General features: G+C 69.8%; 18 protein-coding genes. 10 read left to right on the top strand and 8 right to left on the bottom strand.

All coding sequences use genetic code 11. The annotated features are described in order from the left end of the window. Nucleotides 1-116: 116 nt before the first annotated feature. Nucleotides 117-1463 (top strand): jacalin-like lectin, encoded by a 1347-nt coding sequence (locus tag ACIBUY_RS06130; protein ID WP_399151912.1) that lies wholly within the window; start codon nt 117-119, stop codon nt 1461-1463. 66 nt (nt 1464-1529) lie between these two features. Continuing rightward, nucleotides 1530-1727: a hypothetical protein gene (locus ACIBUY_RS06135; RefSeq protein ID WP_399151913.1), complete on the top strand. Its 198-nt coding sequence runs from the start codon at nt 1530-1532 to the stop codon at nt 1725-1727. A gap of 167 nt (nt 1728-1894) precedes the next feature. Here the strand turns inward: ACIBUY_RS06135 and ACIBUY_RS06140 are convergent, their stop codons facing one another. Together ACIBUY_RS06140 and ACIBUY_RS06145 are read right to left on the bottom strand one after the other, a co-directional pair. Then, entirely contained in the window at nt 1895-3115 is a 1221-nt protein-coding gene (locus tag ACIBUY_RS06140) for a sensor histidine kinase (RefSeq protein ID WP_399151914.1), read from the bottom strand. Beyond that, on the bottom strand, nt 3112-3774 hold the full coding sequence (locus tag ACIBUY_RS06145; protein WP_399151915.1) for a response regulator transcription factor: 663 nt from the start codon (nt 3772-3774) through the stop codon (nt 3112-3114). Before ACIBUY_RS06145 ends, ACIBUY_RS06140 begins: the two co-directional genes overlap by 4 nt. A gap of 148 nt (nt 3775-3922) precedes the next feature. On the opposite strand from ACIBUY_RS06145, the gene ACIBUY_RS06150 reads away from it, so the two are divergent. The 3 genes from ACIBUY_RS06150 (at nt 3923) to ACIBUY_RS06160 (ending at nt 9624) form a co-directional block, all read left to right on the top strand. After that, entirely contained in the window at nt 3923-5362 is a 1440-nt protein-coding gene (locus tag ACIBUY_RS06150; protein WP_399151916.1) for an ABC transporter permease, read from the top strand. A 1-nt stretch (nt 5363) separates the two neighbouring features. Continuing rightward, nucleotides 5364-6050 carry an ABC transporter ATP-binding protein gene (locus ACIBUY_RS06155; protein ID WP_399151917.1) on the top strand — a complete coding sequence of 229 codons (687 nt, stop codon included), beginning with the start codon at nt 5364-5366 and terminating at the stop codon, nt 6048-6050. A gap of 241 nt (nt 6051-6291) precedes the next feature. Then, complete coding sequence (locus ACIBUY_RS06160) at nt 6292-9624, top strand: S8 family peptidase (RefSeq protein WP_399151918.1); 3333 nt, start codon at nt 6292-6294, stop codon at nt 9622-9624. A gap of 48 nt (nt 9625-9672) precedes the next feature. Here the strand turns inward: ACIBUY_RS06160 and ACIBUY_RS06165 are convergent, their stop codons facing one another. Further along, complete coding sequence (locus ACIBUY_RS06165) at nt 9673-10122, bottom strand: Lrp/AsnC family transcriptional regulator (RefSeq protein WP_399151919.1); 450 nt, start codon at nt 10120-10122, stop codon at nt 9673-9675. A 146-nt stretch (nt 10123-10268) separates the two neighbouring features. On the opposite strand from ACIBUY_RS06165, the gene ACIBUY_RS06170 reads away from it, so the two are divergent. After that, nucleotides 10269-11297 (top strand): asparaginase, encoded by a 1029-nt coding sequence (locus ACIBUY_RS06170; RefSeq protein WP_365566868.1) that lies wholly within the window; start codon nt 10269-10271, stop codon nt 11295-11297. 171 nt (nt 11298-11468) lie between these two features. On the opposite strand, the gene ACIBUY_RS06175 is transcribed toward ACIBUY_RS06170, so the two are convergent. The 4 genes from ACIBUY_RS06175 to ACIBUY_RS06190 all read right to left on the bottom strand — a co-directional run bounded on the left by ACIBUY_RS06175 (nt 11469) and on the right by ACIBUY_RS06190 (nt 17327). Continuing rightward, nucleotides 11469-12800, bottom strand: a complete 1332-nt coding sequence (locus tag ACIBUY_RS06175) for a radical SAM protein (protein ID WP_365566869.1) — start codon at nt 12798-12800, stop codon at nt 11469-11471. Nucleotides 12801-12876: 76 nt separating this feature from the next. Then, nucleotides 12877-13557 carry a pyridoxamine 5'-phosphate oxidase family protein gene (locus ACIBUY_RS06180; RefSeq protein WP_365566870.1) on the bottom strand — a complete coding sequence of 227 codons (681 nt, stop codon included), beginning with the start codon at nt 13555-13557 and terminating at the stop codon, nt 12877-12879. A 36-nt stretch (nt 13558-13593) separates the two neighbouring features. Next, nucleotides 13594-15156, bottom strand: a complete 1563-nt coding sequence (locus ACIBUY_RS06185) for a glycosyl hydrolase 53 family protein (protein ID WP_399151920.1) — start codon at nt 15154-15156, stop codon at nt 13594-13596. A 173-nt stretch (nt 15157-15329) separates the two neighbouring features. Then, on the bottom strand, nt 15330-17327 hold the full coding sequence (locus tag ACIBUY_RS06190) for a beta-galactosidase (RefSeq protein WP_399151921.1): 1998 nt from the start codon (nt 17325-17327) through the stop codon (nt 15330-15332). Nucleotides 17328-17528: 201 nt separating this feature from the next. Between ACIBUY_RS06190 and ACIBUY_RS06195 the strand changes: the two genes are divergently transcribed. Genes ACIBUY_RS06195 through ACIBUY_RS06210 form a run of 4 tightly spaced genes read left to right on the top strand, consistent with a single transcriptional unit; the run spans nt 17529 to nt 21752 of the window. After that, nucleotides 17529-18872: an extracellular solute-binding protein gene (locus ACIBUY_RS06195; protein WP_365566873.1), complete on the top strand. Its 1344-nt coding sequence runs from the start codon at nt 17529-17531 to the stop codon at nt 18870-18872. Further along, entirely contained in the window at nt 18869-19795 is a 927-nt protein-coding gene (locus ACIBUY_RS06200) for a sugar ABC transporter permease (RefSeq protein WP_365566874.1), read from the top strand. Before ACIBUY_RS06195 ends, ACIBUY_RS06200 begins: the two co-directional genes overlap by 4 nt. Then, nucleotides 19792-20697, top strand: a complete 906-nt coding sequence (locus ACIBUY_RS06205) for a carbohydrate ABC transporter permease (RefSeq protein WP_365566875.1) — start codon at nt 19792-19794, stop codon at nt 20695-20697. The genes ACIBUY_RS06200 and ACIBUY_RS06205 overlap by 4 nt, the downstream gene beginning before the upstream one ends. After that, nucleotides 20694-21752, top strand: a complete 1059-nt coding sequence (locus ACIBUY_RS06210; protein ID WP_399151922.1) for a LacI family DNA-binding transcriptional regulator — start codon at nt 20694-20696, stop codon at nt 21750-21752. The genes ACIBUY_RS06205 and ACIBUY_RS06210 overlap by 4 nt, the downstream gene beginning before the upstream one ends. A 166-nt stretch (nt 21753-21918) precedes the next feature. On the opposite strand, the gene ACIBUY_RS06215 is transcribed toward ACIBUY_RS06210, so the two are convergent. Next, entirely contained in the window at nt 21919-23148 is a 1230-nt protein-coding gene (locus tag ACIBUY_RS06215; RefSeq protein WP_365566877.1) for a serine hydrolase domain-containing protein, read from the bottom strand. Between the last annotated feature and the right edge of the window lie 275 nt (nt 23149-23423).

Genomic DNA, 23423 nt, shown 5'->3' on the forward strand with positions numbered 1-23423 from the left:
GTGGCAGATCGCCACATCAGGCACTGTTTCCCCAACTGCCCTTGTACGTCACCCTGGTTGGCGGGAAACCTGAACGGCGCTCATCTTCTACGTCACCCATCGGAGACGCCCCCACCATGAGAAGACTGATCGGCACCCTCGCGGCCGCAGCCATCGCCCTGACCGGCCTCGCCGCCACCGGCTCCACCTCGGCGGTCGCTGCTTCCGCCCCTGCGGCGGCCGCCGCCACGGGCACCTTCAACGTCCTCACCTACAACGTCGCAGGCCTTCCGGAAGGCCTGAGCTCCGGCCACCCGGAGACGAACACCCCGCTGATCTCGCCGCGCCTGGCGGCGTACGACATCGTGAACGTCCAGGAGGACTTCAACTACCACGCCGCCCTGTACGCGGGCGACAACCACCCGCACCGCACCGCGACCAGCGGCGGCGTGCCTTTCGGTGACGGCCTCAACACCCTCTCGGACTACGCCTTCGAAGACTTCGAGCGGGTGAAGTGGAACCAGTGCACCGGCACCAACTGCCTGACCCCGAAGGGTTTCTCGCTTGCCCGGGTCCGGCTCGCCGAGGGCGTCTTCGTGGACCTCTACAACGTCCACACCAACGCCGACGACTCGGACGACGCGTTGGCCGCCCGCCGCGCCAACGTCCAGCAGCTGTCGGACTTCATCCGGGCGAACTCGTCCGGCAACGCGGTCATCGTCATGGGCGACACCAACACCCGCTACACCCGCAGCGGCGACAACATCCGCACCCTCGCCGACAGCAACGGCCTGACGGACGCGTGGGTACAGCTGGTCAAGGGCGGCGTCCGGCCGACGCAGGGCGCGGACCCGCTGCTGTGCCCGACGACGGCTCCGCCGAACAGCTGCGAGGTCGTCGACAAGGTCCTCTACCGCGGCAGCAAGCTCCTGACGCTCGACGCCACCCGCTACCACAACGAGTGGGCGTCGTTCCTGGACTCCGCGGGCGGCAATCTGTCCGACCACTTCCCGCACACGGTCGACTTCTCCTACACCCTCAACTCCGCCCTGAGGGCAAGCGACTTCATCGGCGGCCCGCACGGCACCGCCTTCAACGACGCGGACGACCTGCCGACGTCGATGTCGATGGCTCCCCGCACCCTGACCCTGCGCGGCAGCTCCCGCCTGGACGCGGTGACCCTGACGCACGACGGCGGCACGCCCCTCACCCACGGCGGCACGGGCGGCACGGCGACGTCCCTGACGCTGGCCTCCGGCGAACACCTCACCGCCGTCGAGCTGACACAGGGTCAGAAGGACGGCCATACGCGGATCTTCTCGGCATCGTTCACCACGGACAAGGGCCGCACGCTGTCCGCCGGTACGGCGACGTCCGACACCAAGACCTTCACGGCACCGCCCGGCTGGCAGATCGTCGGCTTCGCAGGACGGGCCGACACCGAGATCGACAAGCTGGGGGTGCTGTACGCGCCGACAGGCTGATCACCGTCACCGTGACCGCCGTCAAGAGATTCCGTGCCGATGCCACTCGTTTCGACAAGCGGGCCCATGCGTCCCACGGCACGGAACCACCACCCGGTCCACGGCAGTCCAGGAAGCGCGACCACGCTTCCTCACCAGCCCAGGCGCCCTCAACCGGCAGCCGCGGCGGGCCGGATGATCGTGTGCGGCGACGACGCGCTCGCCGAGCGGCTCGCCCGGCGGGGCCTCGCCGAACTCCTGGGCAGCCACCAGCCGGTCCGCTGAGGAGCGGCACACCGGTCATCTGCGCCCATCATCAGGATGGGCTGCACCATGGGGGTCTGGGCCACCGCGCGGCATCGGTCATGGCGACCACGGTCGCCTCCGATCCGCGTAAGCCGGTCCTCGATGAGAGCGAGGCACAGTGCCCAGCTCCGCGCGGGCCCCCGTCACTACCGGCTCACCGGGACCTCGATCCGCACGGTGAGCCCGCCCGTGGGACGGGCGTGCGCGGTGACCACGCCGTGGTGGGCGGTGGTGATCGACCGGACGATCGCGAGGCCGAGACCGTGCCCGGTGCGGTCGCTGCCGACCCGGGAGCGGGCCCGGTAGAAGGGCTCGAAGAGGCGCTCGACCACGGCCTCGTCGACGTACGGGCCGGTGTTCTCCACCTCCACCACTACGGTCTGGCCCTCCTGGAAGACGGCGAGGTGGACCGATCCCCCTTCGGGGACGTTGTGGGTCAGGGCGTTGTCGAGGACGTTGAGCAGGAGGTGGCGCAGCAGGGTGGTGTTTCCCCTCACCTCGCAGCCGAGTTCGGCGTCCACGGCGAGCCGGATGCCGTGCTCCGCCGCTTGTGCCGTGCGGTCGGACGCGGCCTGCTCCGCCAGGTCGGCGAGGTCCACCGGGTCGGGGTCGAAGGCGGCCTGGTCCGCTGCGGCGAGGTCGAGCAGGGCCCGGACGACGCTGATGTTGCGCTCGTTGGTCTCCTGGAGCATGGGGACGAGCTCGGCGAACTCCTCGCCGGTGGGGTCGTCGGCGGCGACCTGGAGGACGGCCCGGGTGGTGGCCAGCGGGGTGAGGAGCTCGTGCGAGGCGTTCGCGGCGAACCGCTGATGGGCGGTGAAGGACTGCTCGAGGCGGGTCAGCATGGTGTCGTAGGTGTCGGCCAGCTGCTTGAGTTCGTCGCGCGGGCCCTGGGCGTTGATGCGTTCCGACAGATCGCCGTCCGCCGCCTTGGCCGCCGCCTCGCTGATGGTGTGCAGGGGCGCGAGCAGGCGCCGGGACAGCAGCCAGCCCGCGCCGAGGCCGAGGGCCATGACCGCGAGCACGCCGCCGATCGACACCAGCAGGACCGTGTGCCAGACGTCCTCCTTGCTGGAGATGCCGTCACCGGCCCTGACGCCCTTGGCCGGCTCGTACGTGACACCCGGGGACGGGCTGACTCCGGTGGTGGGGACCGGGGACGCGGGCCGCTGGGACGCGGACTGGTGGGACCCCTCCGGGACCACCACGGTCTGGCTGAAGTCGTACGTCGGCAGGAAGCGCATCCCGACGTAGATGATCACGACCATCAGGGCGCCGCAGACACCGAGCGCGCTGCCGAAGCCGAGGAAGAGGCGGGCGTGGATGCTCAGCGTCCGCTGCCGTGGACCGCGTCCGGGCCGCTTCATTCGGTCCCCAGGTAGTAGCCGGCGCCGATCGCGGTGTGCACGAGCTGCGGCTCCCCGAGCTTCTTGCGCAGCGTGTGCACGACCAGGCGTACGGCGTTGGTGAAGGGGTCGGCGTGCATGTCCCAGGCCTTGTCGAGGAGGTACTCGGCGCTCAGCACTCCGCCGTCGGCGCGCATCAGCAGCTCGAGGACGGAGAGTTCCTTCGGCGTGAGGCGGATCTCGGTGCCCGCACGGGTCACCCGGCGGCGGTGCGTGTCGAACGTGACGTCGGCGCAGGTGAGGACCGGGGAGTGGGCGACGGGGCTGCGGCGGTGCAACGCCCGCAGCCGGGCGACCAGTTCGGGGAAGTCGAACGGTTTGGCCAGATAGTCGTCGGCTCCCAGGCCGAGCCCCTCGACCTTGTCGCCGAGGCGTCCGGCAGCGGTCAGCATGAGGATGCGGCAGCCGAGGTCCATGGCCACGATCCGGCGGCACACCTCGTCGCCGTGCACCTCGGGCAGGTCCCGGTCGAGGACCACGGCGTCGTAGTCGTAGACGGTCAGCTGCTCCAGGGCGGCGGCTCCGTCATGGACGACGTCGACCGCGAACGCCTCCCGGCGCAGCCCGATCTCGAGGACCCGCGCCATGTATTGCTCGTCCTCGACCACCAGCACGCGCACGTACGACAACCTTTGCTTTTCATTGATTCATCGATTCAGGGGCAGTTACGTCTTACCAAATCCCGTCTTTGATTCGTGTATGAGACGTCCGGTGCGTGCCGCGGCGCACAAACATCGCTGAAAACCCCGCGCTTTTAGCGTGAGTTCCATGAACCTTTTCAAGCGGGCCTGGTGGCGGCTGTGCAGCCATCTGGGCAAGACGGTGATGCTCGTCGGGCTCTTCTTCGTCATCTGCGCCCTGGTCCTGTCCGGCTTCCTCATCCAGTCCGCCGCGGCCCGCGCCGCGGACTCGGCGAAGAACAGCGTGGGGGTGGTGGCCACCATGCAGCTGGATCTCAACGCCTACCTGGAGTCCGGGAAGGGGAAGCACAGTGACGGTGCGCAGCCGGGGATGATCGGGGCCGACGCCGATCTGCGCCGCAGTCTCGTGGACAAGATCTGCAGGTCGTCCGTCGTGGCCCAGTGCAATTACACGAAGGACGGGGTCGCCGCCCCCACGGATCAGGTCAAGCTGCATCAGCCGGTGCCCGCTCCGGCCGGGCAGGACACCGGCGGTGTCGACTTCTTCAAGGCCGACGGCGTACGGGACCTGAACTCGGTCAAGGACTTCCGCAACGGCGACTCGAAGCTCGTGGCCGGTTCCGGGATCACGCCGGACAGCAAGAGCGACATGGTCGTCATCGAGGAGCGGGTGGCCAAGGACAACCACCTGAAAGTCGGCGACAAGGTCAAGCTCAATGCCAATGTCCAGAATCCCGACGGGCGGCTGAGCACCAAGGAGGAGGAGTTCACCGTCGGCGGCATCTACCGCAGCAGCACCGCCGACCCGGGCACGTACGTCCCGCCGATGCAGGCGCCCTCGAACCAGATCTACGTCTCCCCGGACGGCGCGACCCGGCTCGACGGCAAGGACGTCGGTGCCGACGGCGGTGTCGTGAAGTCGGCGACCTTCACCCTGCACAGGCCGGACGACCTGGACCGGCTGAAGAAGGACGCCGAGGCCGCCGGGGTCGACCTGAAGATCTTCCCGTTGAGCGTCAACGACAAGCAGTACAAGACGCTGGTCGGGCCGATCAACAAGACCGCCGACTTCGCCTCGCTCACGGTCTGGCTGGTCGCGGTCGCGGGCACCGTCATCCTCGCCCTGATCATCGCCTCGAACATGCGGGAGCGCCGCAAGGAGATGGGCATTCTGCTCTCCCTCGGCGAGAAGAAGCCCAAGCTGCTCGGCCAGCACCTGGTCGAGGTCGTCGCCTGCGCGGTCCTCGCGATCGGCCTCGCCGCCGTCGGCAGCCAGGTCATCGCCCAGGCCATCGGCGACCGACTGCTGTCCGGTGAGGTCTCGTCCGCCCAGAACGCCGCCGACGACGAGGGCCCTCAGCAGGACCTCTCCGATCCCACGGGCGGCGCCAACAAGGAGGACACCCCGGCCGTCGACCCGATCGACTCGATCGACATCCGGCTCGGCGCGGGCGACATCGGCGCCGTCGGCGCCACGGGGCTCGGCATCGCGGCCCTGGCCACGATCGTTCCCGGCATCCGGATCCTGCGCCTGAACCCGCGCGACATCCTCACGAAGGGCGACTGACATGACGACCGACCAGGCCACCCCGATCCTGCGGCTCACGGGACTGTCCCGCACCTACCAGTCCGGCACCGGCCGGCGCACCGTCCTCAAGGACGTCGACTACTCCTTCGACGAGGGCCGCATGTACTCCGTCATCGGCCCCTCGGGCAGCGGCAAGACGACGCTGCTCTCGCTGGCCAGCGGGCTCGACTCCCCCACGCGGGGCAGTGTCCGCTTCCGCGGCGAGGACGTCGCCGAGATCGGTCTCGGCCGCTACCGCAACCGCCATGTGGCCACGGTGTTCCAGTCGTTGAACCTGCTCACCTACATGACGGCCGTGCAGAACATCACCTCCGCCATGGAGATCACCGGCGTGCAGGGCCGCAACAAGAAGAAGCGCGCCGTCGAACTCCTCACCCTGCTCGGCGTGGACGAGTCCGACCAGCACCGCCGCACGCTGCAGCTCTCCGGCGGCCAGCAGCAGCGCGTCGCCATCGCCCGCGCGCTGGCCTGCGAGGTCGACATCCTGTTCGCCGACGAGCCCACGGGCAGCCTCGACCAGGACACCGCCGCCGGAATCATCGAGGTGTTCCGGAAGCTGGCGCACGACGACGGCAAGTGCGTGATCCTGGTGACCCATTCACGCGAGGTGGCCGACGCCTCGGACGAGGTGGTCCGGCTCAAGCGGGGCAGACTGATGACGCTCTGAGCCCCTGGCCGGGGCCCTCGGCCCCGGCCGGAACTCCGCGAACTCCGCTGCGGCACGGGCACCTTGGACGCGACCGGGTTCTCCCGGAATCCTCCGGTCCGTCACCGCCCGCCTCGTATACCTTCCGGCGAACCAGGCCTTGTCTCGGGCGACGACCGCATGAATACTGCGCCTCGCACAGTTAGCGGTATACCACTGCAGGCCTACTGCAGGACCATCAGCAATCCCCCCAAGGATCGATGTGCCCAGACTCGCCAGAAGACACACCTTCATCGCCCTGGCCGCCACCGCGGTCGCGGCGATGACGACCGCCTCACTGCCGGCCACCGCCGACGTCGCGGCCGCTGCCCCCAAAGCGCCGAAGAGGCAATCCGCCGTGCACCGCGTGCAGTTGGTCACCGGCGACGTCGCCGAGGTGACCGACGGCCGCGTGAGCGGGTTCCGGCCCGCGCCGGGGCGCGAGAAGATACCCGTCCACATCGAGGACGACGGGAAGCGCTCGCTCGTCGTGCCGCTCGACGCCCAGCGGCTGATCACCGAAGGCCGCCTCGACGAGCGGCTCTTCGACATCAAGCAGCTCGACACGGCCGCCGCCCGCGCGGCGTACAAGAACGGGCTCAAGGTCATCGTCGGCTACCACGGCGCCGCCTCGACCGCCCGCGCCGAGGTCCGCGACGCCGGGGCCACCACGGTGCGCCACTCGCTGGGGGCCCTCAACGCGGAGGCCCTGACCACCCCGGGCAAGGACCTGTCCGCACTCTGGTCGTCCCTGACGCAGGCGGACAACGATGTCAGCAGGACCACCGCCCAGGGCGTCGACCACGTCTGGCTGGACGCCCCCGTCAAGGCCCAACTCGACGTCAGCGTCCCGCAGATCGGCGCCCCCGCGGCCTGGCAGGCGGGCTTCGACGGCAAGGGCGTGAAGGTCGCGGTCGTCGACACCGGCGTCTACGCCGACCACCCCGACCTGGCCGGCAAGGTGATCGCCGCGCAGAACTTCTCCACCTCGCCCGACAACGTGGACCACCAGGGTCACGGCACCCACGTCGCCTCCACGATCGCCGGGTCCGGCGCGAAGTCGGGCGGCAAGTACAAGGGCGTGGCCCCGGGCGCGAGCATCATCGCCGCGAAGGTCCTCGACGACACGGGCAGCGGCTCCGAGTCGGACATCATCAAGGGCATCGACTGGTCGGTCGCGCAGGGCGCCGACATCGTCAACATGAGCCTGGGCGGCCCCGATTCCGCGGACTCCGACCCGCTGGAGCAGACGGTCGACCACTACAGCGAGAGCAACGGCGTGCTCTTCGCCATCGCCGCGGGCAACGAGGGTCCCGGCGCGAGCACCGTCGGCTCCCCCGGTTCCGCGGACAGCGCGCTGACCGTCGGTGCCGTCGACAGCGCCGACAAGACGGCGAGCTTCTCCAGCCGCGGGCCGCGCATCGGCGACGGCGCCATCAAGCCGGACGTGACCGCGCCGGGCGTCGACATCACCGCCGCGTCCTCCCCCGGCAGCGTCATCGCCGGTGAGGTCGGTGAGAACCCCGAGGGCTACGTCACCATCTCCGGTACGTCCATGGCGACGCCCCATGTCGCGGGCTCCGCGGCCCTGTTGAAGCAGCAGCACCCGGACTGGAAGGCCGCCCAGCTCAAGGGTGTACTGACCGCGTCCACGAAGGACACCGGGTTCTCCGCGTTCGACCAGGGCTCGGGCCGCATCCAGGTCGACCACGCGATCAGGACGGGCGTGTACGCCGAGCAGACCTCGCTGAACTTCGGCACCGCCGCCTGGCCGCACGACGACGACCAGCCGCTCACCCAGAAGCTGACCTACCGCAACACGGGCACCGCCGACGTCACGCTGGACCTCGCCGCGAGCGGCACCGGCCCTGACGGCAAGGCCGCCCCGGCGGGCATGTTCACGGCCAGCCCGGCGAAGGTCACCGTGCCGGCGGGCGGGACCGCCGACGTCACCGTCAGTGCCGACACGAAGGTCGAGGGGGCCGACGGGCAGTACAGCGGCGCCGTCGTCGCGACCGGCGCGGACCAGGCGGTGCGCAGCGCGTTCGTCGTGCAGCGCGAAGTCGCCTCGTACCAGGTCGAGTTGAGCCACCTCGGACGGGACGGCAAGCCTGCCGCGCACTTCCAGACGTACGTGAAGGGACTGACCGGCCAGGCCACGGGCCAGGAGTTCGCGTTCGACGAGGACAGCGCCGCCACGTCCGTGCGGCTGCCGATCGGCGAGTACAGCGTGCAGGGCATGATCGTGAACGACCGCAACGACACCACCAAGGGCACGGACTGGATCGCCCAGCCCAAGCTGGTCGTCGACAAGGACCAGAAGGTCACCCTCGACGCCCGCACCGCGAAGCCGGTCGACATCACGGTGCCCGACCCCCAGGCCAAGGCGAAGCAGGCGTACATGGGCTTCGCGGTCAAGAAGGGCTACTCGTCCTATCAGTCGGCCTGGCAGCTCCCTTCGTACGAGAACGTGCGCGCCGCCCATCTCGGTCCCGAGCTCACCGACGGGTCGCTCCAGCAGGTGTGGGACGCGGACTTCACCGTCGGCGACGCCACTCAGTACTCCCTGGTCTACGGCGGCCCCGTCGAGCATCTCGCGACCGGGTTCACGCGGCACGAGACGAGCGAGGGGCTGGCCGAGGTGAAGGTGGGCCTCGGCGAGGCCGCGCCGGGCAAGGACGCGTACCTCGCGACGATCCCCACGCTGAAGAACTCCCTGATGGGCTACGCGGCGGGCCGGATGCCGCTGGCCGCGCCGAGCGAGCAGCGGCTGTACCTGTCCACGGCGGACGGGGCCCAGTGGAGCATCGCCATGGAGCAGCTCGGCGACTTCCTGCCCAACGGCTGGCAGTTGACCGACGCGCGGTACGGAGTCAGCTTCGTGACGTACCAGGCGGGGCGCACCTACCGGGAGGACTTCAACACCGGAGTCTTCGGACCGGCGATCGACGCGGCGGCCTCCAAGTCGCTGGTGCGTTCGGGGAACACGCTCTACGCGTTCGTCGGGCTCTTCGACGACGGCCAGGGCCACACCGGAACGGCCGAGGGAGAGGTGGGGCACACCAGCCTCGCCCAGGACGGCAAGGTGCTCGTCGAGAACGACGAACCGCTGTCGTACCAGTCCTTCCCGGTCCCGGCCGAGCAGCACGAGTACACCCTGAGCACCACGAGCTCGCGTGACCCGAAGCTCGGCACGGTCGGCTCGCGGATCGACGCGAGCTGGACCTTCCGCTCGAAGGACGGCGAGAAGAGCGTGCCGGCCTCCGTGGTCCGCTTCCACCCCGGCCTCGACCTGCAGTCGCAGGCCAGGGCGGGCAAGAAGCTCTCGCTGCCGGTGGAGGTACAGGGCGCCGCGGCCGGGGACAACCTCAAGTCCCTTGCCGTGCAGGCCTCGTACGACAACGGCGCGACCTGGCAGACGCTGAGCGTCAAGCACGGCAAGGCGTCCCTGAAGGCGCCCGCCAAGGGCAAGGGCGTCGCGCTGCGCGGCAAGGTCGTGGACCTGCAGGGCAACACGTCCACGGTGACCGTGTACAACGCGTTCCTCGGACGCTGACGCACCGACGACGGCCGGACGCCTCCGTGGCGTCCGGTCGTCCCGTGGTCAGACGGGCAGGCCCCTCGGCTCCTTCACGCGCTTCATGATGATCTGCGAGTTCACCTCGGTCACGCCGTCCAGCGTGGTGAGGCGCTCGATCCACAGGCGTTCGTACGCGGCCAGGTCCGCGACGGCGATGCGCAGGAGGCAGCCGGGGCTGCCGAACAGGCGGTAGGCCTCGATGACGTCGGGGATCTCCTGCAAGGCCTGCTCGAAGGCCTCGACGGAGGCGCGGTCGCGGCGCACCTCGATGGAGACGAGCACCTCGAAGCCGCGGCCGACGGCCTCCGGGTCGACGACCGCGCGGTAGCCCTGGATGACGCCGTCCTTCTCCAGCTGCCGGACGCGGCGCATGCACGGCGAGGGGCTCAGGCCCACGCGCTGGGCCAGCTCCTGATTACTGAGCCTGCCATCGGCCTGGAGCTCGCGCAAGATATTCACATCGATGCGGTCCATGACGCAATTGTGCGCTACAAAGAGCGCGATCATGGGCCAGGATTCGCAATCCGATTGCGCCCTTTCCGATTTATCCTTGCTGAAGATCGAACGTGCATGCGCCCGCGCGCAGGCGCCGCACCCGACCCCCTTGGCGAGGCAGCACCATGGAACGCATCCACGCGCCCAAGCGCATCACCCTCATCAGCACCGGTGGCACCATCGCCAGCCGCTGGCAGGGCACCGGTTACGCCGCCGACGCGGGCGGCGACACCGTCCTGGCCAGCGCCGCCGTGCCGGACGGCGTCGAGGTGAAGGTCGTCGATCTCTTCAACGTGAACAGTTCGAGCATGACCAGCGAGCGCCAGCTGATGCTGCTGCGCACCGTGCGCGAGGTGCTCGCGGACCCGGCCGTGGACGGCATCGTCGTCACACACGGCACGGACACCCTCGAGGAGTCCGCGTTCTTCGTCGACCTGCACCACGACGACCCGCGCCCGGTGGTGTTCACCGGTGCACAGAAGCCGCTGGGTGCCGCCGACGGCGACGGTCCGGGCAATATGTACGACGCGCTTCAAGTCGCCGCTTCCGTAAGGGACTTGGGCGTCCTGGTCGTGTTCGACGGCAAGGTGCACGCGGCGCGCGGCACGGTCAAGACGCAGACCCTCGCGCCGAACGCGTTCGCGGACCCCTCGGCCGAGCCGCTGGGCCGCCTCGGCTTCGGCCGCGTGGACATCCGCACCAGCCCGCAGCGCCCCGCCCCGCTGGAGATACCGGCCGACGGCGCGGCGATACCCCGCGTCGACGTCGTGATGCACCACAGCGACGCCGACCCGGCCCTGTTCGAGGCCGCGCTCGCCGCGGGTGCGCAGGGCATCGTGCTCGTCGCCACGGGCGCGGGCAACGCGACGCCCGCGTTCGTCGACGCGGTCGCCGCGGCCGTGCGCCGCGGGGTCCTGGTCGCGGTCAGCACCCGCGTCCCGGCCGGGCCGCTCGCCGAGATCTACACCGGCGGCGGCGCCGTCGACCTGGTGGCCGCGGGCGCCGTCCTGTCCGGCACGCTGCGCGCGGGCCAGACCCGGATCGCCGTCCTGTCCGCGCTCCTGTCCCAGGCGGCACCGGCGACCCGCACGGACCTGCTGCGCCGCCTGATCGCGGCACCGGCCGCACCGGCGAGCACGGAGCAGGCGGCCTAGGTCGTGTCTTCAAACTCCCGTCTGCCTCACGACGCCTGGCACGCACTCTCGCCGCACCGGGCGTAAGGCCAAGTACATCCAGTACGAGGCCTTGCACCCGGCACGCCGAGAGCACGCACCAGACGCCGCGCGGCCGCCCTGCGGGCGACGACGGGAGTTTGAAGACACGCCCTAGGCCTGCGGCGTCTCCACCGCTTCCGAGTTCGGGGCCAGGCTGTCCATGAAGGAGCTCACCGAGAAGACCGCGCGGCCCGCGCCCGCCGGGCCGTAGCCGGGAGGTGAGGAGAGGCCGAACTCGTCCATGGTCGAGCGGTAGGCCTCGAGGAGCCGGATGTGGTACTCGAGCGGCGCACCGTTCGGGTTCTCCTTGCCGAGCGGCGTCGTCGGCTCGGGGCACCACGTGGTGAAGCGCGGCGTGATGCCGTGCGACATGAAGAAGCGCAGGCCCTCGGTGGTGGAGGCGATGGCCTCGTCGACCGTCTTGAAGCCGAAGGGCTCGGCCATCTCGACGCCCGCGACGAAGTTCGGGATGACGTTGCGCGCGCCGAAGACCTCGGTCGAGTCGAGGATGCGCTTGTGCCACTCGTCGCGGCCGACGTAGCGCTCCTTGCCCGGGCAGTACATCTTGAACAGGTACTCGTCCCACACCTCGTAGTTGGGGTGGTAGATCTGCACGCCGTAGTCCTTGAAGCGCTGCACGTCGTCCTTGGGCAGCGCCTGGGCGACGACCTTGCCGATCCAGCGCCCCGGGAAGTGCTCCTCGATGGCCTTGGCGTAGCGCCCGTAGAAGTCCGCCTCGTCCAGGCCCTGGACCTTCGACGTGATCGCGCCGCCGGTGAGCGTGTACGCGGTCGACGCCTTCGCGGTGTCGTACTGGTCGATGATCGAGAGCGCTTCGAGGACCTCGTCGACGTCCTTCACACCCGTGTAGGGACGCCCGGCCGCCTTGTGCTGGCGCCAGTTGTGGTTGATGTCGCAGTACTGGCACTCCTCCTTGGCGCCGAAGTACTGGCAGACGCGGAAGGCCGTCAGGTAGATCAGGTAGCCCCACTGGATGGTGGGGGCCACCTCCATGACCGACTTCCCGTTGGAGAGCTTGTGGCGATAGTACTCGGGCATCGGCGGGACACCGACGTCCGAGATGCGCTTGCCGTCGAGGTACAGGCCGAGCATGCCGGAGTCGTCGGCCGCCACGCGGTACGGGGACGACGGGTTCACGCGGACCGAGACGACCGTGCGGCGCAGGTCGTAGGGGCCACCCGTGAGGACGATCTCCTCGGGCGGGCGGCGCAGCGCGGCCTCGCCGAGCTCGGGCAGCGTGCCGTGGTCGAAGGAGAAGATGAAGTACGACTTCGGCTTCACCTCGCCCGACTCGTTGTCGCTGAGCGCCGAGGGGTCGAAGGCCACACCGCCCCGGAGCAGGTCCTCCTTGAAGACGGCTTCCTTGGGAACGTGCGGGAAGCGCTCCATCAGGTCCTCTACCAGCGCCGTACGGCTCTGCATCCCGTGTCTCCTTGTTGCTGTGACGGTCCAGCGGCGTTCACTGTTCGACACCTCACGGTATGCCCCCGCTTGTCGCTCACCCCTGCCGGGTCCCCGCTCGGGCCACGATGTGCGCGGGCGCGGTGATGCCGGAGGGCAGCGCCGGGTCGGCGGTGGGGGCGCCCCAGCGGGCGGTCAGCGGGAGCGTGCCCGCCCAGCGGCCGAGCGCGGCGTCCGGGGAGTCGGCGTCGTCCGGCGGGCCCGCACTGATCTTGACGGAGGCCTCGTCGAGGGAGAGGGCGAGGACGGTGGTGGCCGCCAGTTCCTTGCGGTTCGGGCGGCGGGCGTAGTTCCACTGGCCCGGGGTCGCGTGCTCCGTGAGGATGCGCAGGCCCTCGGTCTTCTCCTCGTCGCCGGCGAGGGGGCGCGGGACGCCGTAGATCATCGCGCAGCGGTAGTTCACGCTGTGCTCGAAGACGGAGCGGGCGAGGACGAGGCCGTCGATGTGCGTGACGGTGACGCATATCTCCGCCTCCGGGTCGGCGGCCAGGCTGCGGCTGGCCACCGACCCGTGCACGTAGAGGTGCCGCTCGTCGCGTCCGTAGACGGTGGGGACGACCATGGGCGTCCCGTCGACGACCACTCCCATGTGACAGACGAACCCGGCGTCGAGGATCGCCTCGAGGTCGGCGCGGTCGAAGGACGCCTTCTCCTTCATGCGGCGCAGCCGCGTGCGGTCCGTGGGCGTGAGAGTGCGCGGCGGTTCGGTGTGCGTCATGCCCCGGAACAGTACTCCGGGGCGATCACACCCCTCTCACCGGTGCTTGAACCAGGCCTGTGCGTCCGTCGGTACGCCGTTGAAGTCGAACAGCGCCTGGTTCTCCCAGGCGTTGCCGCTGGACGGGTCGGTCGGGTCCCAGCCGTTGCCCGCGACGGCGGTCCAGGCGGCGTCCCACCAGAACGCACCGAGCCCGCGCCCGTTCGGCACGGCCTCCATGACGTTCAACAGGTCGCGGAACCAGGCGGATTGACCGGCCTCGGTGGCGGCGTACCCCGAGACCAGCTCGGAGTCCAGGTTGATCACGTTCTCCCAGGAGTCGCTGCCGCTCAGCGTGAACGGGTACGCGGTCTCGGCGACGTACAGCTGCTTGCCGTAGCGGGTGGCGAGGTCGTCGAGGTTGGCCTGGAGGTCGGAGAGCGGCCCGTGCCAGTAGCCGTAGAAGGACAGGCCGATGACGTCGAAGGGCACGCTGTGGGCCACGGCGTTGTCGAACCACGTGCGGTACAGGGAGTTGTCGCCGCCGTTGGCGAGGTGCAGGGCGACCTTGGTGGCGGAGGAGACGGCCTTGGCGGCGTTCGCCCCCGAGGTCAACAGCCCTGCCAGCTGTGCCCAGTTGGAGGTGGATCCGGCGGGCCAGAGCATGCCCGCGTTGAGCTCGTTGCCGATCTGCACCATGTCGGCGGTGGTGCCCTGGGCCTTGAGCGCGTTCAGGACGTCGTAGGTGTGGTTGTAGACGTCGGTCTTGAGCTGTGCGTACGTGTGTCCCGACCAGGCGGCGGGCACGGTCTGGGCGCCCGGGTCGGTCCAGGTGTCGGAGTAGTGGAAGTCGACGAGGAGCTTCATCCCGGCGGCCTTGATGCGCTTGGCCATGGTGAGGGTGCGGGCCTTGTTGCAGTAGCCGTCGACCGGGTTCACCCACACGCGCAGGCGGGCGTAGTTCATCCCGGCGGCGGCGAGCACGGCGACGGCGTCGGCGGTGCTCCCGGAGGCGTTCTTGTAGACGGCGCCCTTGTCCTCGTTCTTCTTCAGTGACGAGATGTCAGCACCCTTGATGGAAAGGCTCGTTGAGCCCGAGGCCAGGGTGATGTCGTCGAAGTTGGCCCAGTTCCCGGCGTTCGCGTCGGAGTAGAGCCGGACGGTGGCCGTGCCGTCGGTGACGGCGACGGAGGTGACGAGGCGGATCCAGGTGCCGTTCGGGGTCGGCGGCAGATCGGTGCGCTGCTCGCCGGCGGCGCTCTTCAACCCTATGTACGCGGAGTTCTGGCCGCCGCTGGAGCGGACCCAGGCGGTGAGGGTGTACGTGCCGTTGGCGAGGCCGGTCAGGTACTGGTACGTCTCGACCTTGTACGCCGACGCCGCGTAGTGGGCGAGCCGGTAGCCGCCGGAGCGGCCGCCCGCCTCGTAGTAGGACGCGGTGGTGGTGCCGTACGTGGACCAGCCGGTGACGCCGCTCTCGAAGCCGCCGTTCGTCAACGTGCTTGCTGCGCTTGCGCGTTGCGTGGGCAGGGCCAGGGTGGCCGCGCCTGCCAGGGCCGCGGCCAGGACGGCTCTGCGGCCGGTGGGGCGGGTGATGCCGTTGATTCCATTGCCGTGCATCGTCGATGTCCCTTCGACGTCGCTGTCTGTGGGCGTGTTGCACGTGGGGGGCGGTGACGCCGCGTGCGAAGGCCTGCGCGCGGCGTCACCGATACCCGGCGGGGCTTCCCCCACGGAGCCTCTGCCGGGGTCTTGGGGCGCGGATCCGCGCCGTTGTCGGTCGCCCTACGGGGCTATGCCTCGACCCTGACCACCCGCACCGCACCGGCCGGAACACACACCCGCCCCGACACCCGGTCCCCGGACAGCACGTCCACCCCCGGGTCCGCCAGCGGCACCTTCGCCTCGTCCGGCGTGTGGTTGATCACGAAGACGTACCGGCCGGTGGCGCCGGCCCGGGTCAACACCTCGACGTCCCGCGGGAGTTCGGGCCGGTCACCGACCCCGGCGTCGGCGAGCGCGGACGCCAGGACCGTGTCCAGGTCGGACGCGCCGAGCCGCGTCGAGACGTACCACGCCGTGCCCGCGCCGTAGGCGTGCCGGGTGATGGCGGGGCGACCGGCGGTGAGCCCGTCCTCGTAGGTCCAGACGGGCTCGGCCCCGCGCGGGACGACGAACTCGGTCCAGACGTCGCCCGTCACACGCGAGCCGTCCGGCCCGGACAGGCCCACCGACTCTCCCGCGAGCAGCGGCGACCACTCCTCCACGGTGAGCCCGAGGACGTCGCGGAAGGCCCCCGGGTAGGCCCCGGGATGCACCGCGTCGTGTTCGTCGACGATGCCGGAGAAGTAGGAGACGACGAGCGTGCCGCCGTTCTCGACGTACTCGCGCAGGTTGAGGGAGGCCGCCTCCGTCGCCAGGTACAGCGCGGGCACGACGACAAGGGGATAGGCCGACAAGTCGGCTTCGGGGTGGGCGAAGTCGACCGTGAGGTGACGGTCGTACAGGGCCTCGTAGAAGGAGTCGGCGCGCTCGCGCGCGTCGTGGTCCTCGGTGGGGCGCCACTCCAGGTTCTGCGCCCACCAGGACTGCCAGTCCCAGAGCATCGCCACGTCGGCGACGGTCCTGGTCCCTTCGATGCCCCCCAACTGTCCGATGGCGGAGCCCAGTTCGCACACCTCGCGCCAGACCCGCGAGTCCGTCCCGGCGTGCGGCACCATCGACGAGTGGAACTTCTCGGCGCCGCGTCGCGATTGCCGCCACTGGAAGAACATCGCGCCCTCGGAGCCGCGGGCGACGTGCCCGAGGGAGTTGCGCGCCATCTGCCCGGGGGCCTTGGCGGGGTTGCGGGCCTGCCAGTTGACGCCGGACGTGGAGTGTTCGAGGAGCAGCCAGGGGTCGCCGCCCGCGACCGAGCGCGTGAGGTCCGCGGCCATGGCCAGGTTCACGTGCGTACGGCGGCCGTCGGTGATCAGGTAGTGGTCGTTGGTGACGACGTCGACCTCGCGGCCCCAGGCCCAGTAGTCGACGGAGTCGCACTGGCTGAGGGCGGTCATGAAGTTCGTGGTGACCGGGATGCCGGGGGCGAGGCGGTGCAGGACGTCGCGTTCACGGACGAAGTTCTCGCGCATGGTGGCGTCGGCGAAGCGCTTGTAGTCGAGCTGCTGGGCGGGGTTGCCGACCGTCGGCGTCGTGCGCGGCGGGTCGATCTCGTCGAGGGACGCGTAGCGCTGGCCCCAAAAGGCGGTGCCCCAGACCTCGTTGACGGCTTCGACCGTCTCGTAGGTGGCCGCGAGCCAGCGGCGGAAGTGGGCCGCGCAGCCGTCGCAGTAGCAGGCGCTGACCGGGACGCCGTACTCGTTGTGGACGTGCCACATGACGACCGCCGGGTGCTTGCCGTAGCGACGGGCGAGCTGCTCGGTGATGCGGGTGGAGGCGTCGCGGTAGGCCTGGTTGCTGTGGCAGATGGCGCCGCGTGAGCCGAAGCCGAGGCGGGCGCCGTCGGCGGTGACCGGCAGGGCGTCGGGCCGCTGGTCGTAGAACCACTTGGGCGGCGCGACCGTGGGCGTACCGAGGTCGACGTCGATGCCGTTCTCGTGCAGCAGGTCGATCACGCGGTCGAGCCAGCCGAACTCGTAGGCGCCGGGCGCCGGTTCGAGCAGCGCCCAGGAGAAGATCCCGACGCTCACCGTCGTGACGCCGGCCTCGCGCATCAGCCGGACGTCCTCGTGCCAGACGGATTCCGGCCACTGCTCGGGGTTGTAGTCGCCGCCGAAGGCGAGCCGCGCCATGAGGTACCCCCAAGGGTGATCGAACAATTGGGAACGTGCACACACATCGGTCGGCGGCACAACGCCAACATAACCGCACAGCAACAACCATTGACAAGTGTCCAGGTCGTTTCCGTACTGTGAACGCTCACAGAGCCTGAACCATACGGCCATCGATCCAGTTCCCCGGTCAGGGACTTCGGTCAGGGAGACAAACCAGCCATGCCGTTCACCTCACGCACGCCCTTCACGCCGCGCCGCCGTCGCCTGGTGGCCACCGCCGCGACGCTGGTCGTGGGCGCATCGGCGCTCGCCGCCTGCGGATCCGACGACAGCGACAGCACACAGGACGCCTCGGGCCCGGCGAACCTGACGTACTGGACCTGGACCCCGAACATGGACAAGGTCGTCGATCTGTGGAACAAGGGTCCCGGAAAGACCCAGCAGATCCACGTCACGGTCAAGAAGCAGGCGTCCAGCGACACGCTCGTCACCAAGATCCTGACGGCACACAAGGCGAAGAAGGCCCCGGACCTGGTCCAGGCCGAGTACCAGGCGCTGCCGACCCTTGTCAGCAATGACGCGCTTGCCGACATTTCGGGCGAGACGGGCAAGCTGAAGAGCAAGTTCGCGGACGGCATCTGGCAGCAGGCCACGCTCGGCACGGACGCCGTGTACGCGGTGCCGCAGGACGCGGCGCCGATGATGTTCCTGTACCGCGAGGACCTGTTCAAGAAGTACGGGCTCGAGGTCCCCACCACGTGGGACGACTTCGCCAAGGTGGCCCGCGAGCTGAAGAAGAAGGCTCCGGACAAGGACCTCACCACGTTCTCCGCCAACGACGCCGGGCTCTTCGCGGGCCTCTCCCAGCAGGCCGGCGCCAAGTGGTGGACGGCCTCGGGCGACAAGTGGAACGTCGGCATCGACGACGCGGCGACGAAGAAGGTCGCCGACTTCTGGGGCGGCCTCGTCAAGGAGGGCGCCATCGACAACCAGCCGATGTACACCCCGGCCTGGAACAAGGCGATGAACGACGGCAAGCAGATCGCCTGGGTCTCCGCCGTGTGGGCGCCCGGCACGCTGACCACTGCCGCGCCCGACACCAAGGGCAAGTGGGCCATGGCCCCGCTCCCCCAGTGGGACGACACGTCGGACGTCACCGGCAGCTGGGGCGGCTCCTCGACCGCGGTGACGACCGACAGCGCGCACCAGTCGGCCGCCGCGAAGTTCGCCGCGTGGCTGAACACCGACCCGAAGGCGGTCGCCGCGCTCGCCAAGGAGAGCGGCATCTACCCGGCCGCCACGGACGCCCAGCTCAGCGGCGCGTTCCAGGAGCCGCCGGCGTACTTCTCGAACCAGGCCGACTTCTACACCGAGGCCTCGAAGATCGCCAAGACGACGGCGGCCCCCGCCTGGGGCCCGAACGTGAACGTCGCGTACGCCACGTTCAAGGACGCCTTCGCCGCCGCCGCGAAGAACAAGTCGGACTTCGGCGCCGCCCTGAAGAAGATGCAGGACGACACCGTCGCCGACATGAAGAAGCAGGGCTTCGAGGTCTCCGAGTGACCTCTCGCAAGGCCCGGCAGTCGTACGGGGTCAAGAGCGCCCCGTACGGCTTCCTTCTTCCCGCCGGGATCCTCTTCGTGCTCTTCTTCGCGCTGCCGATCGGGTACGCGCTCTGGCTCAGCCTCCACAAGGTGAAGGTCAGCGGCCTCGGCCTGGGCAAGAACGCCCGGCACGAGGTGTGGGCGGGCATCTCCAACTACACGGGCGCGCTCACCGACTCCGAGCTCCTGCACGGCGCGCTGCGCATCCTCGGGTACGGCGTGATCGTCGTCCCGGTGATGCTGGGCCTGGCCCTCCTCTTCGCGCTGATGCTGGACGCGGAGCGGGTGCGCCTCACGCCGTTCACGCGCCTGGCGATCTTCCTGCCGTACGCGATCCCTGGCGTCGTCGCGGCGCTGATGTGGGGCTTCCTGTACCTGCCCGACGTGAGCCCGTTCTACTTCGTCCTCGACAAGCTCAACCTGCCGCAGCCGAACCTCCTCGACGGCGGCCCCCTCTACCTCGCCATGTCGAACATCGCGGTCTGGGGCGGCACCGGCTTCAACATGATCGTGATCTATACGTCGCTGCGCTCGATCCCCGTCGAGGTCTACGAGGCCGCGCGGCTGGACGGCTGCTCGCAACTGCAGATCGCGCTGCGCATCAAGATCCCGATGGTGGCGCCCTCGCTGGTCCTCACGGCGTTCTTCTCGATCATCGCCACGCTGCAGGTCTTCAACGAGCCGACGACGCTGAAGCCGCTGACCAACGCCCTGTCCACGACGTGGAGTCCGCTGATGCAGGTCTACCAGGACGCGTTCGTGAAGGGCGACATCTACTCCGCGGCCGCGACCGCCGTGATCATCGCGGTCGTCACGCTCGTGCTCTCCTTCGGGTTCCTGCGCGCCGCCAACTCCCGGAACAAGCAGGAGGAAGCCCGATGAGCACCCTGGCCGTCCGCAAGGAGGCACCCGCCACGGGCACCACGCCCGGCACGGCGCAGGGCCCGCCGCTGCGCCACCGCATCGCCCTCGCCCCGACGGCGGTGCTGGTCCTCGGCGCGCTGTACTGTCTGCTGCCGGTCGCCTGGGTCGTGATCGCGTCGACGAAGTCGGGCAGCGAACTGTTCTCGACGTTCACGTTCTGGCCGGGCTCCGGTTTCACCGACAACGTCAAGGACCTGTCGGCGTACCGCGACGGCATCTACTGGAAGTGGATGGCGAACTCGGCGCTGTACGCGGGCCTCGGCGCCCTCCTGTCGACCGTCGTCTCGGCACTGAGCGGCTACGCGCTCGCCGTCTACCGCTTCCGCGGCCGCGAGTCGATCTTCAACGTCCTGATGGCGGGCGTCCTGATGCCGCCGGTCATCCTGGCGGTCCCGCAGTACCTGCTGCTCGCGAAGGCCGACCTGACCGACTCGTACGCGTCGGTGCTGCTGCCGCTGATCCTCTCCCCGTACGGGATCTACCTCGCCCGCATCTACGCGGCCGCGGCCGTACCGCCCGACGTCGTCGAGGCCGGCCGGATGGACGGCGCGGGCGAGTGGCGGATCTTCACGCGGGTCGCGCTGCCGATGATGGTGCCGGGCCTGGTGACGGTGTTCCTGTTCCAGTTCGTGGCCGTGTGGAACAACTTCCTGCTCCCCTACATCATGCTGAGCGACGACGAGAAGTTCCCCATCACGCTCGGCCTGTTCACGTTGCTCGAGCAGGGTGCGAACACCCCCGCGCTGTACACGCTGGTGATCACCGGCGCGCTGCTCGCGATCGTCCCGCTCATCGCGCTGTTCCTGGTGATTCAGCGCTTCTGGAGCCTTGACCTGCTGTCCGGGGCCGTAAAGTCATGACCATGAGCACAGCGGGGACCCAGGGGAGCCCGGGCGGCGGGCGGCGCAGGCCGCCGACGATCCACGACGTGGCGCGCGAGGCGGGCGTCTCGCGCGGCACCGTCTCCCGTGTCCTCAACGGCGGGCACTACGTGAGCCCGGCGGCGCAGGACGCGGTCAACGCGGCGATCCGCAAGACGGGTTACGTGGTGAACCGGCATGCACGCTCCCTCATCACGGGCCGCTCCGACTCGGTCGGTTTTCTGCTGACGGAGCCTCAGGAGCGGTTCTTCGAGGACCCCAACTTCAATGTGCTGCTTCGGGGTTGTACGCAGGCGCTGGCCGCGCACGACATCCCGCTGCTGCTGATGATCGCGGGGACGCCGGACGAGCGGCGGCGCATCACGCGGTACATCACGGCCGGGCACGTGGATGGCGTCCTGCTCGTCTCCTCCCACTCCGGTGACCCGGTCGCGGCCGAACTCCGGGACGCGGGCGTGCCGTTGGTGGCCTGCGGCAAGCCCATCGGGCAGGGCTCGGCATCCAAGGTCAGCTATGTCGCGGCCGACGACCGGGACGGGGCGCGGGACATGGTCCACCACCTCCTCTCGCTGGGCCGGCGGCGCATCGCCACGGTGACCGGACCGCTGGACACCCCCGGCGGTGTGGAGCGGCTCGCCGGGTACCGGGAGGTCCTGGCCGAGGCCGGTATCCCCGTCGACGACAACCTCATCGTGTCCGGCGACTACAGCCGGGCGGGCGGCGAGGCGGCCGCGGCCCAACTCCTCGCGCACGCACCGGACTTCGACGCCGTGTTCGTCGCGTCGGACCTCATGGCGCAGGGCGTCCTCGTCGCGCTCCGCGGGGCCGGACTGAAGGTGCCGGAGGACGTGGCCGTCGGCGGGTTCGACGACTCGCCCGCGGCGCTGGCGACGGAACCCGGGCTCACGACCATTCGGCAGCCATGGGATCGGATCAGTGCGGAGATGGTGCGGGTGCTGCTCGCGCAGATCGGCGGGGAGGATCCGGCCGCGGTGATACTGCCGACGGAGTTGGTGCGGCGGGGGTCTGCCTGAGCGGGTCGCCGGTGCCGGTTCGCCTTCTCGTCTGCCATGTGCTGTCTCGATGGCGGGTGCCGGCCTCGTCGTGGCTGGTCGCGCCCACGCGGCGGAGCCGCATATCGATACAGCCCCGCGCCCCTGAAGGCATGCGCTGCGCGCAGCCTTCAGGGGCGTATGGCCATCAGTCGTCCAGCGCCTGGTACAGGCTCGTCCAGAAGTCGTGCATCAGGTGGATCGGGTCCGGGACCGACGCGCCCACCTGGGTGAGGAGGATGCCGGTGAGGTCGTTGGCCGGGTCCGCGTAGGTGGACGTGCCGCTTCCGCCGTCCCAGCCGAACTGGCCGACAGGCGCGTAGTCACCCCGGTAGGTGCGCACCGCCATGCCGAAGCCCCAACCGCCGTGCTGGCCCTGGCCGAACGAGATGTGCACGTTGTCCGTGGCCAGGGCGGTGCGCGCGGCAAGCTGCTCGGCGTTGAGGCGGTTGGTGGTCATCAGCTCGACCGCGGGGCGGGACAGGATCCGCTCGCTGCCGTGCAGGCCGCCGCCCAGCAGCATCCGGAAGTAGGCGTGGTAGTCGTCGGCCGTGGAGTTCAGGCCGCCGCCACCGCCGGGGAACGCCGGAGGCGCGCTGTGGCGGCCGCCCTCGGCCTCGTCCCAGACGTGGAACTCGCCGGTCTCCGGGTCGGGGGCGTACAGCGGAGGCAACCGGTGCAGTTGGTCGGCCGGCACGTGGAAGCCGGTGTCCTTCATGCCCAGCGGCTCGAAGATCCGCTCGCGCAGGAACGACTCGTACGACTGGCCCGAGGCCCGCGCGACGAGTACGCCGACGAGGTCGCTGGCGATCTGGTACTGCCAGCGCTCACCGGGCTGGTACATCAGCGGCAGCTCGCCCAGGCGGCGCATCCACTCGTCCGGCTCGGGCATCGGCACCGGCAGGTTGGGCGTGATGCCCTGCTCGAAGAGCGCGCCCATGATCGGGGTGCCGATGACCGTCATATCCATGCCGAGCCCGAACGTGGAGGTCAGCACGTCCCGTACGGTGATCGGCCGCCTGGCGGGCACGGTCTCGTCGAGCGGGGCGTCGATCCGCTTGAGGACCTGGCGGTCGGCCAGTTCGGGCAGCCACTTCTCCACGGTGTCGTCGAGTCGGAGCCTGCACTCGTCGAGGAGGACCATCGCCGCCGCGATCGACACCGGCTTGGACGTCGAGGCCATCCGGAAGATCGTGTCGCGGCGCATCGGGTCACCGCCCTCGTGGCGCATCGTGCCGAGCGTCTCGACGTGCGTCTCCTCGCCCCGGCCGAACAGGGCGACGACCCCGGGAATCCGCCCGGAGTCGACGTGGCGTGCCAGCGTGTCGCGGACTCTGCTCAGGCCCGTCTTGGAAAAGCCGGCCGTGCCCTGGCCCATGGTGCATCCCCCTGCTGGTCGACAGCCCGCGTCGCGCGACGCGCTGCCTGAAGCTACATTGCGTTCACGATTCCATCAACGGTCGACCGAGGCTCAACTTGCCTGCGTTGTCGGCTTCTTGACGTATCGTTCAGCGCTGTTGCGCACCGCCTCCGCACCCTCCGCCCGACCCACGACCGCCGCGACAGCAAGCAGGCGGACCCGGGTGATGTGCGCTACCTGGCAGTACGCCTCGGCGGGCCCGCCCGGACGTGATCCAATCGGCGGGACGCCCG

The organism is Streptomyces sp. NPDC050085 (genome assembly GCF_044460595.1).
Classification (GTDB): Bacteria; Actinomycetota; Actinomycetes; order Streptomycetales; family Streptomycetaceae; genus Streptomyces.

Excerpts from the sequence above, each read along its gene's own strand:
- ACIBUY_RS06130 (WP_399151912.1), top strand. The coding sequence starts at position 117 with ATGAGAAGACTGATCGGCACCCTCGCGGCCGCAGCCATCGCCCTGACC.
- ACIBUY_RS06135 (WP_399151913.1), top strand. The coding sequence starts at position 1,530 with ATGCGTCCCACGGCACGGAACCACCACCCGGTCCACGGCAGTCCAGGA.
- ACIBUY_RS06140 (WP_399151914.1), bottom strand. The coding sequence starts at position 3,115 with ATGAAGCGGCCCGGACGCGGTCCACGGCAGCGGACGCTGAGCATCCAC.
- ACIBUY_RS06150 (WP_399151916.1), top strand. The coding sequence starts at position 3,923 with ATGAACCTTTTCAAGCGGGCCTGGTGGCGGCTGTGCAGCCATCTGGGC.
- ACIBUY_RS06155 (WP_399151917.1), top strand. The coding sequence starts at position 5,364 with ATGACGACCGACCAGGCCACCCCGATCCTGCGGCTCACGGGACTGTCC.
- ACIBUY_RS06165 (WP_399151919.1), bottom strand. The coding sequence starts at position 10,122 with ATGGACCGCATCGATGTGAATATCTTGCGCGAGCTCCAGGCCGATGGC.
- ACIBUY_RS06170 (WP_365566868.1), top strand. The coding sequence starts at position 10,269 with ATGGAACGCATCCACGCGCCCAAGCGCATCACCCTCATCAGCACCGGT.
- ACIBUY_RS06175 (WP_365566869.1), bottom strand. The coding sequence starts at position 12,800 with ATGCAGAGCCGTACGGCGCTGGTAGAGGACCTGATGGAGCGCTTCCCG.
- ACIBUY_RS06180 (WP_365566870.1), bottom strand. The coding sequence starts at position 13,557 with ATGACGCACACCGAACCGCCGCGCACTCTCACGCCCACGGACCGCACG.
- ACIBUY_RS06185 (WP_399151920.1), bottom strand. The coding sequence starts at position 15,156 with ATGCACGGCAATGGAATCAACGGCATCACCCGCCCCACCGGCCGCAGA.
- ACIBUY_RS06190 (WP_399151921.1), bottom strand. The coding sequence starts at position 17,327 with ATGGCGCGGCTCGCCTTCGGCGGCGACTACAACCCCGAGCAGTGGCCG.
- ACIBUY_RS06195 (WP_365566873.1), top strand. The coding sequence starts at position 17,529 with ATGCCGTTCACCTCACGCACGCCCTTCACGCCGCGCCGCCGTCGCCTG.
- ACIBUY_RS06205 (WP_365566875.1), top strand. The coding sequence starts at position 19,792 with ATGAGCACCCTGGCCGTCCGCAAGGAGGCACCCGCCACGGGCACCACG.
- ACIBUY_RS06210 (WP_399151922.1), top strand. The coding sequence starts at position 20,694 with ATGACCATGAGCACAGCGGGGACCCAGGGGAGCCCGGGCGGCGGGCGG.
- ACIBUY_RS06215 (WP_365566877.1), bottom strand. The coding sequence starts at position 23,148 with ATGGGCCAGGGCACGGCCGGCTTTTCCAAGACGGGCCTGAGCAGAGTC.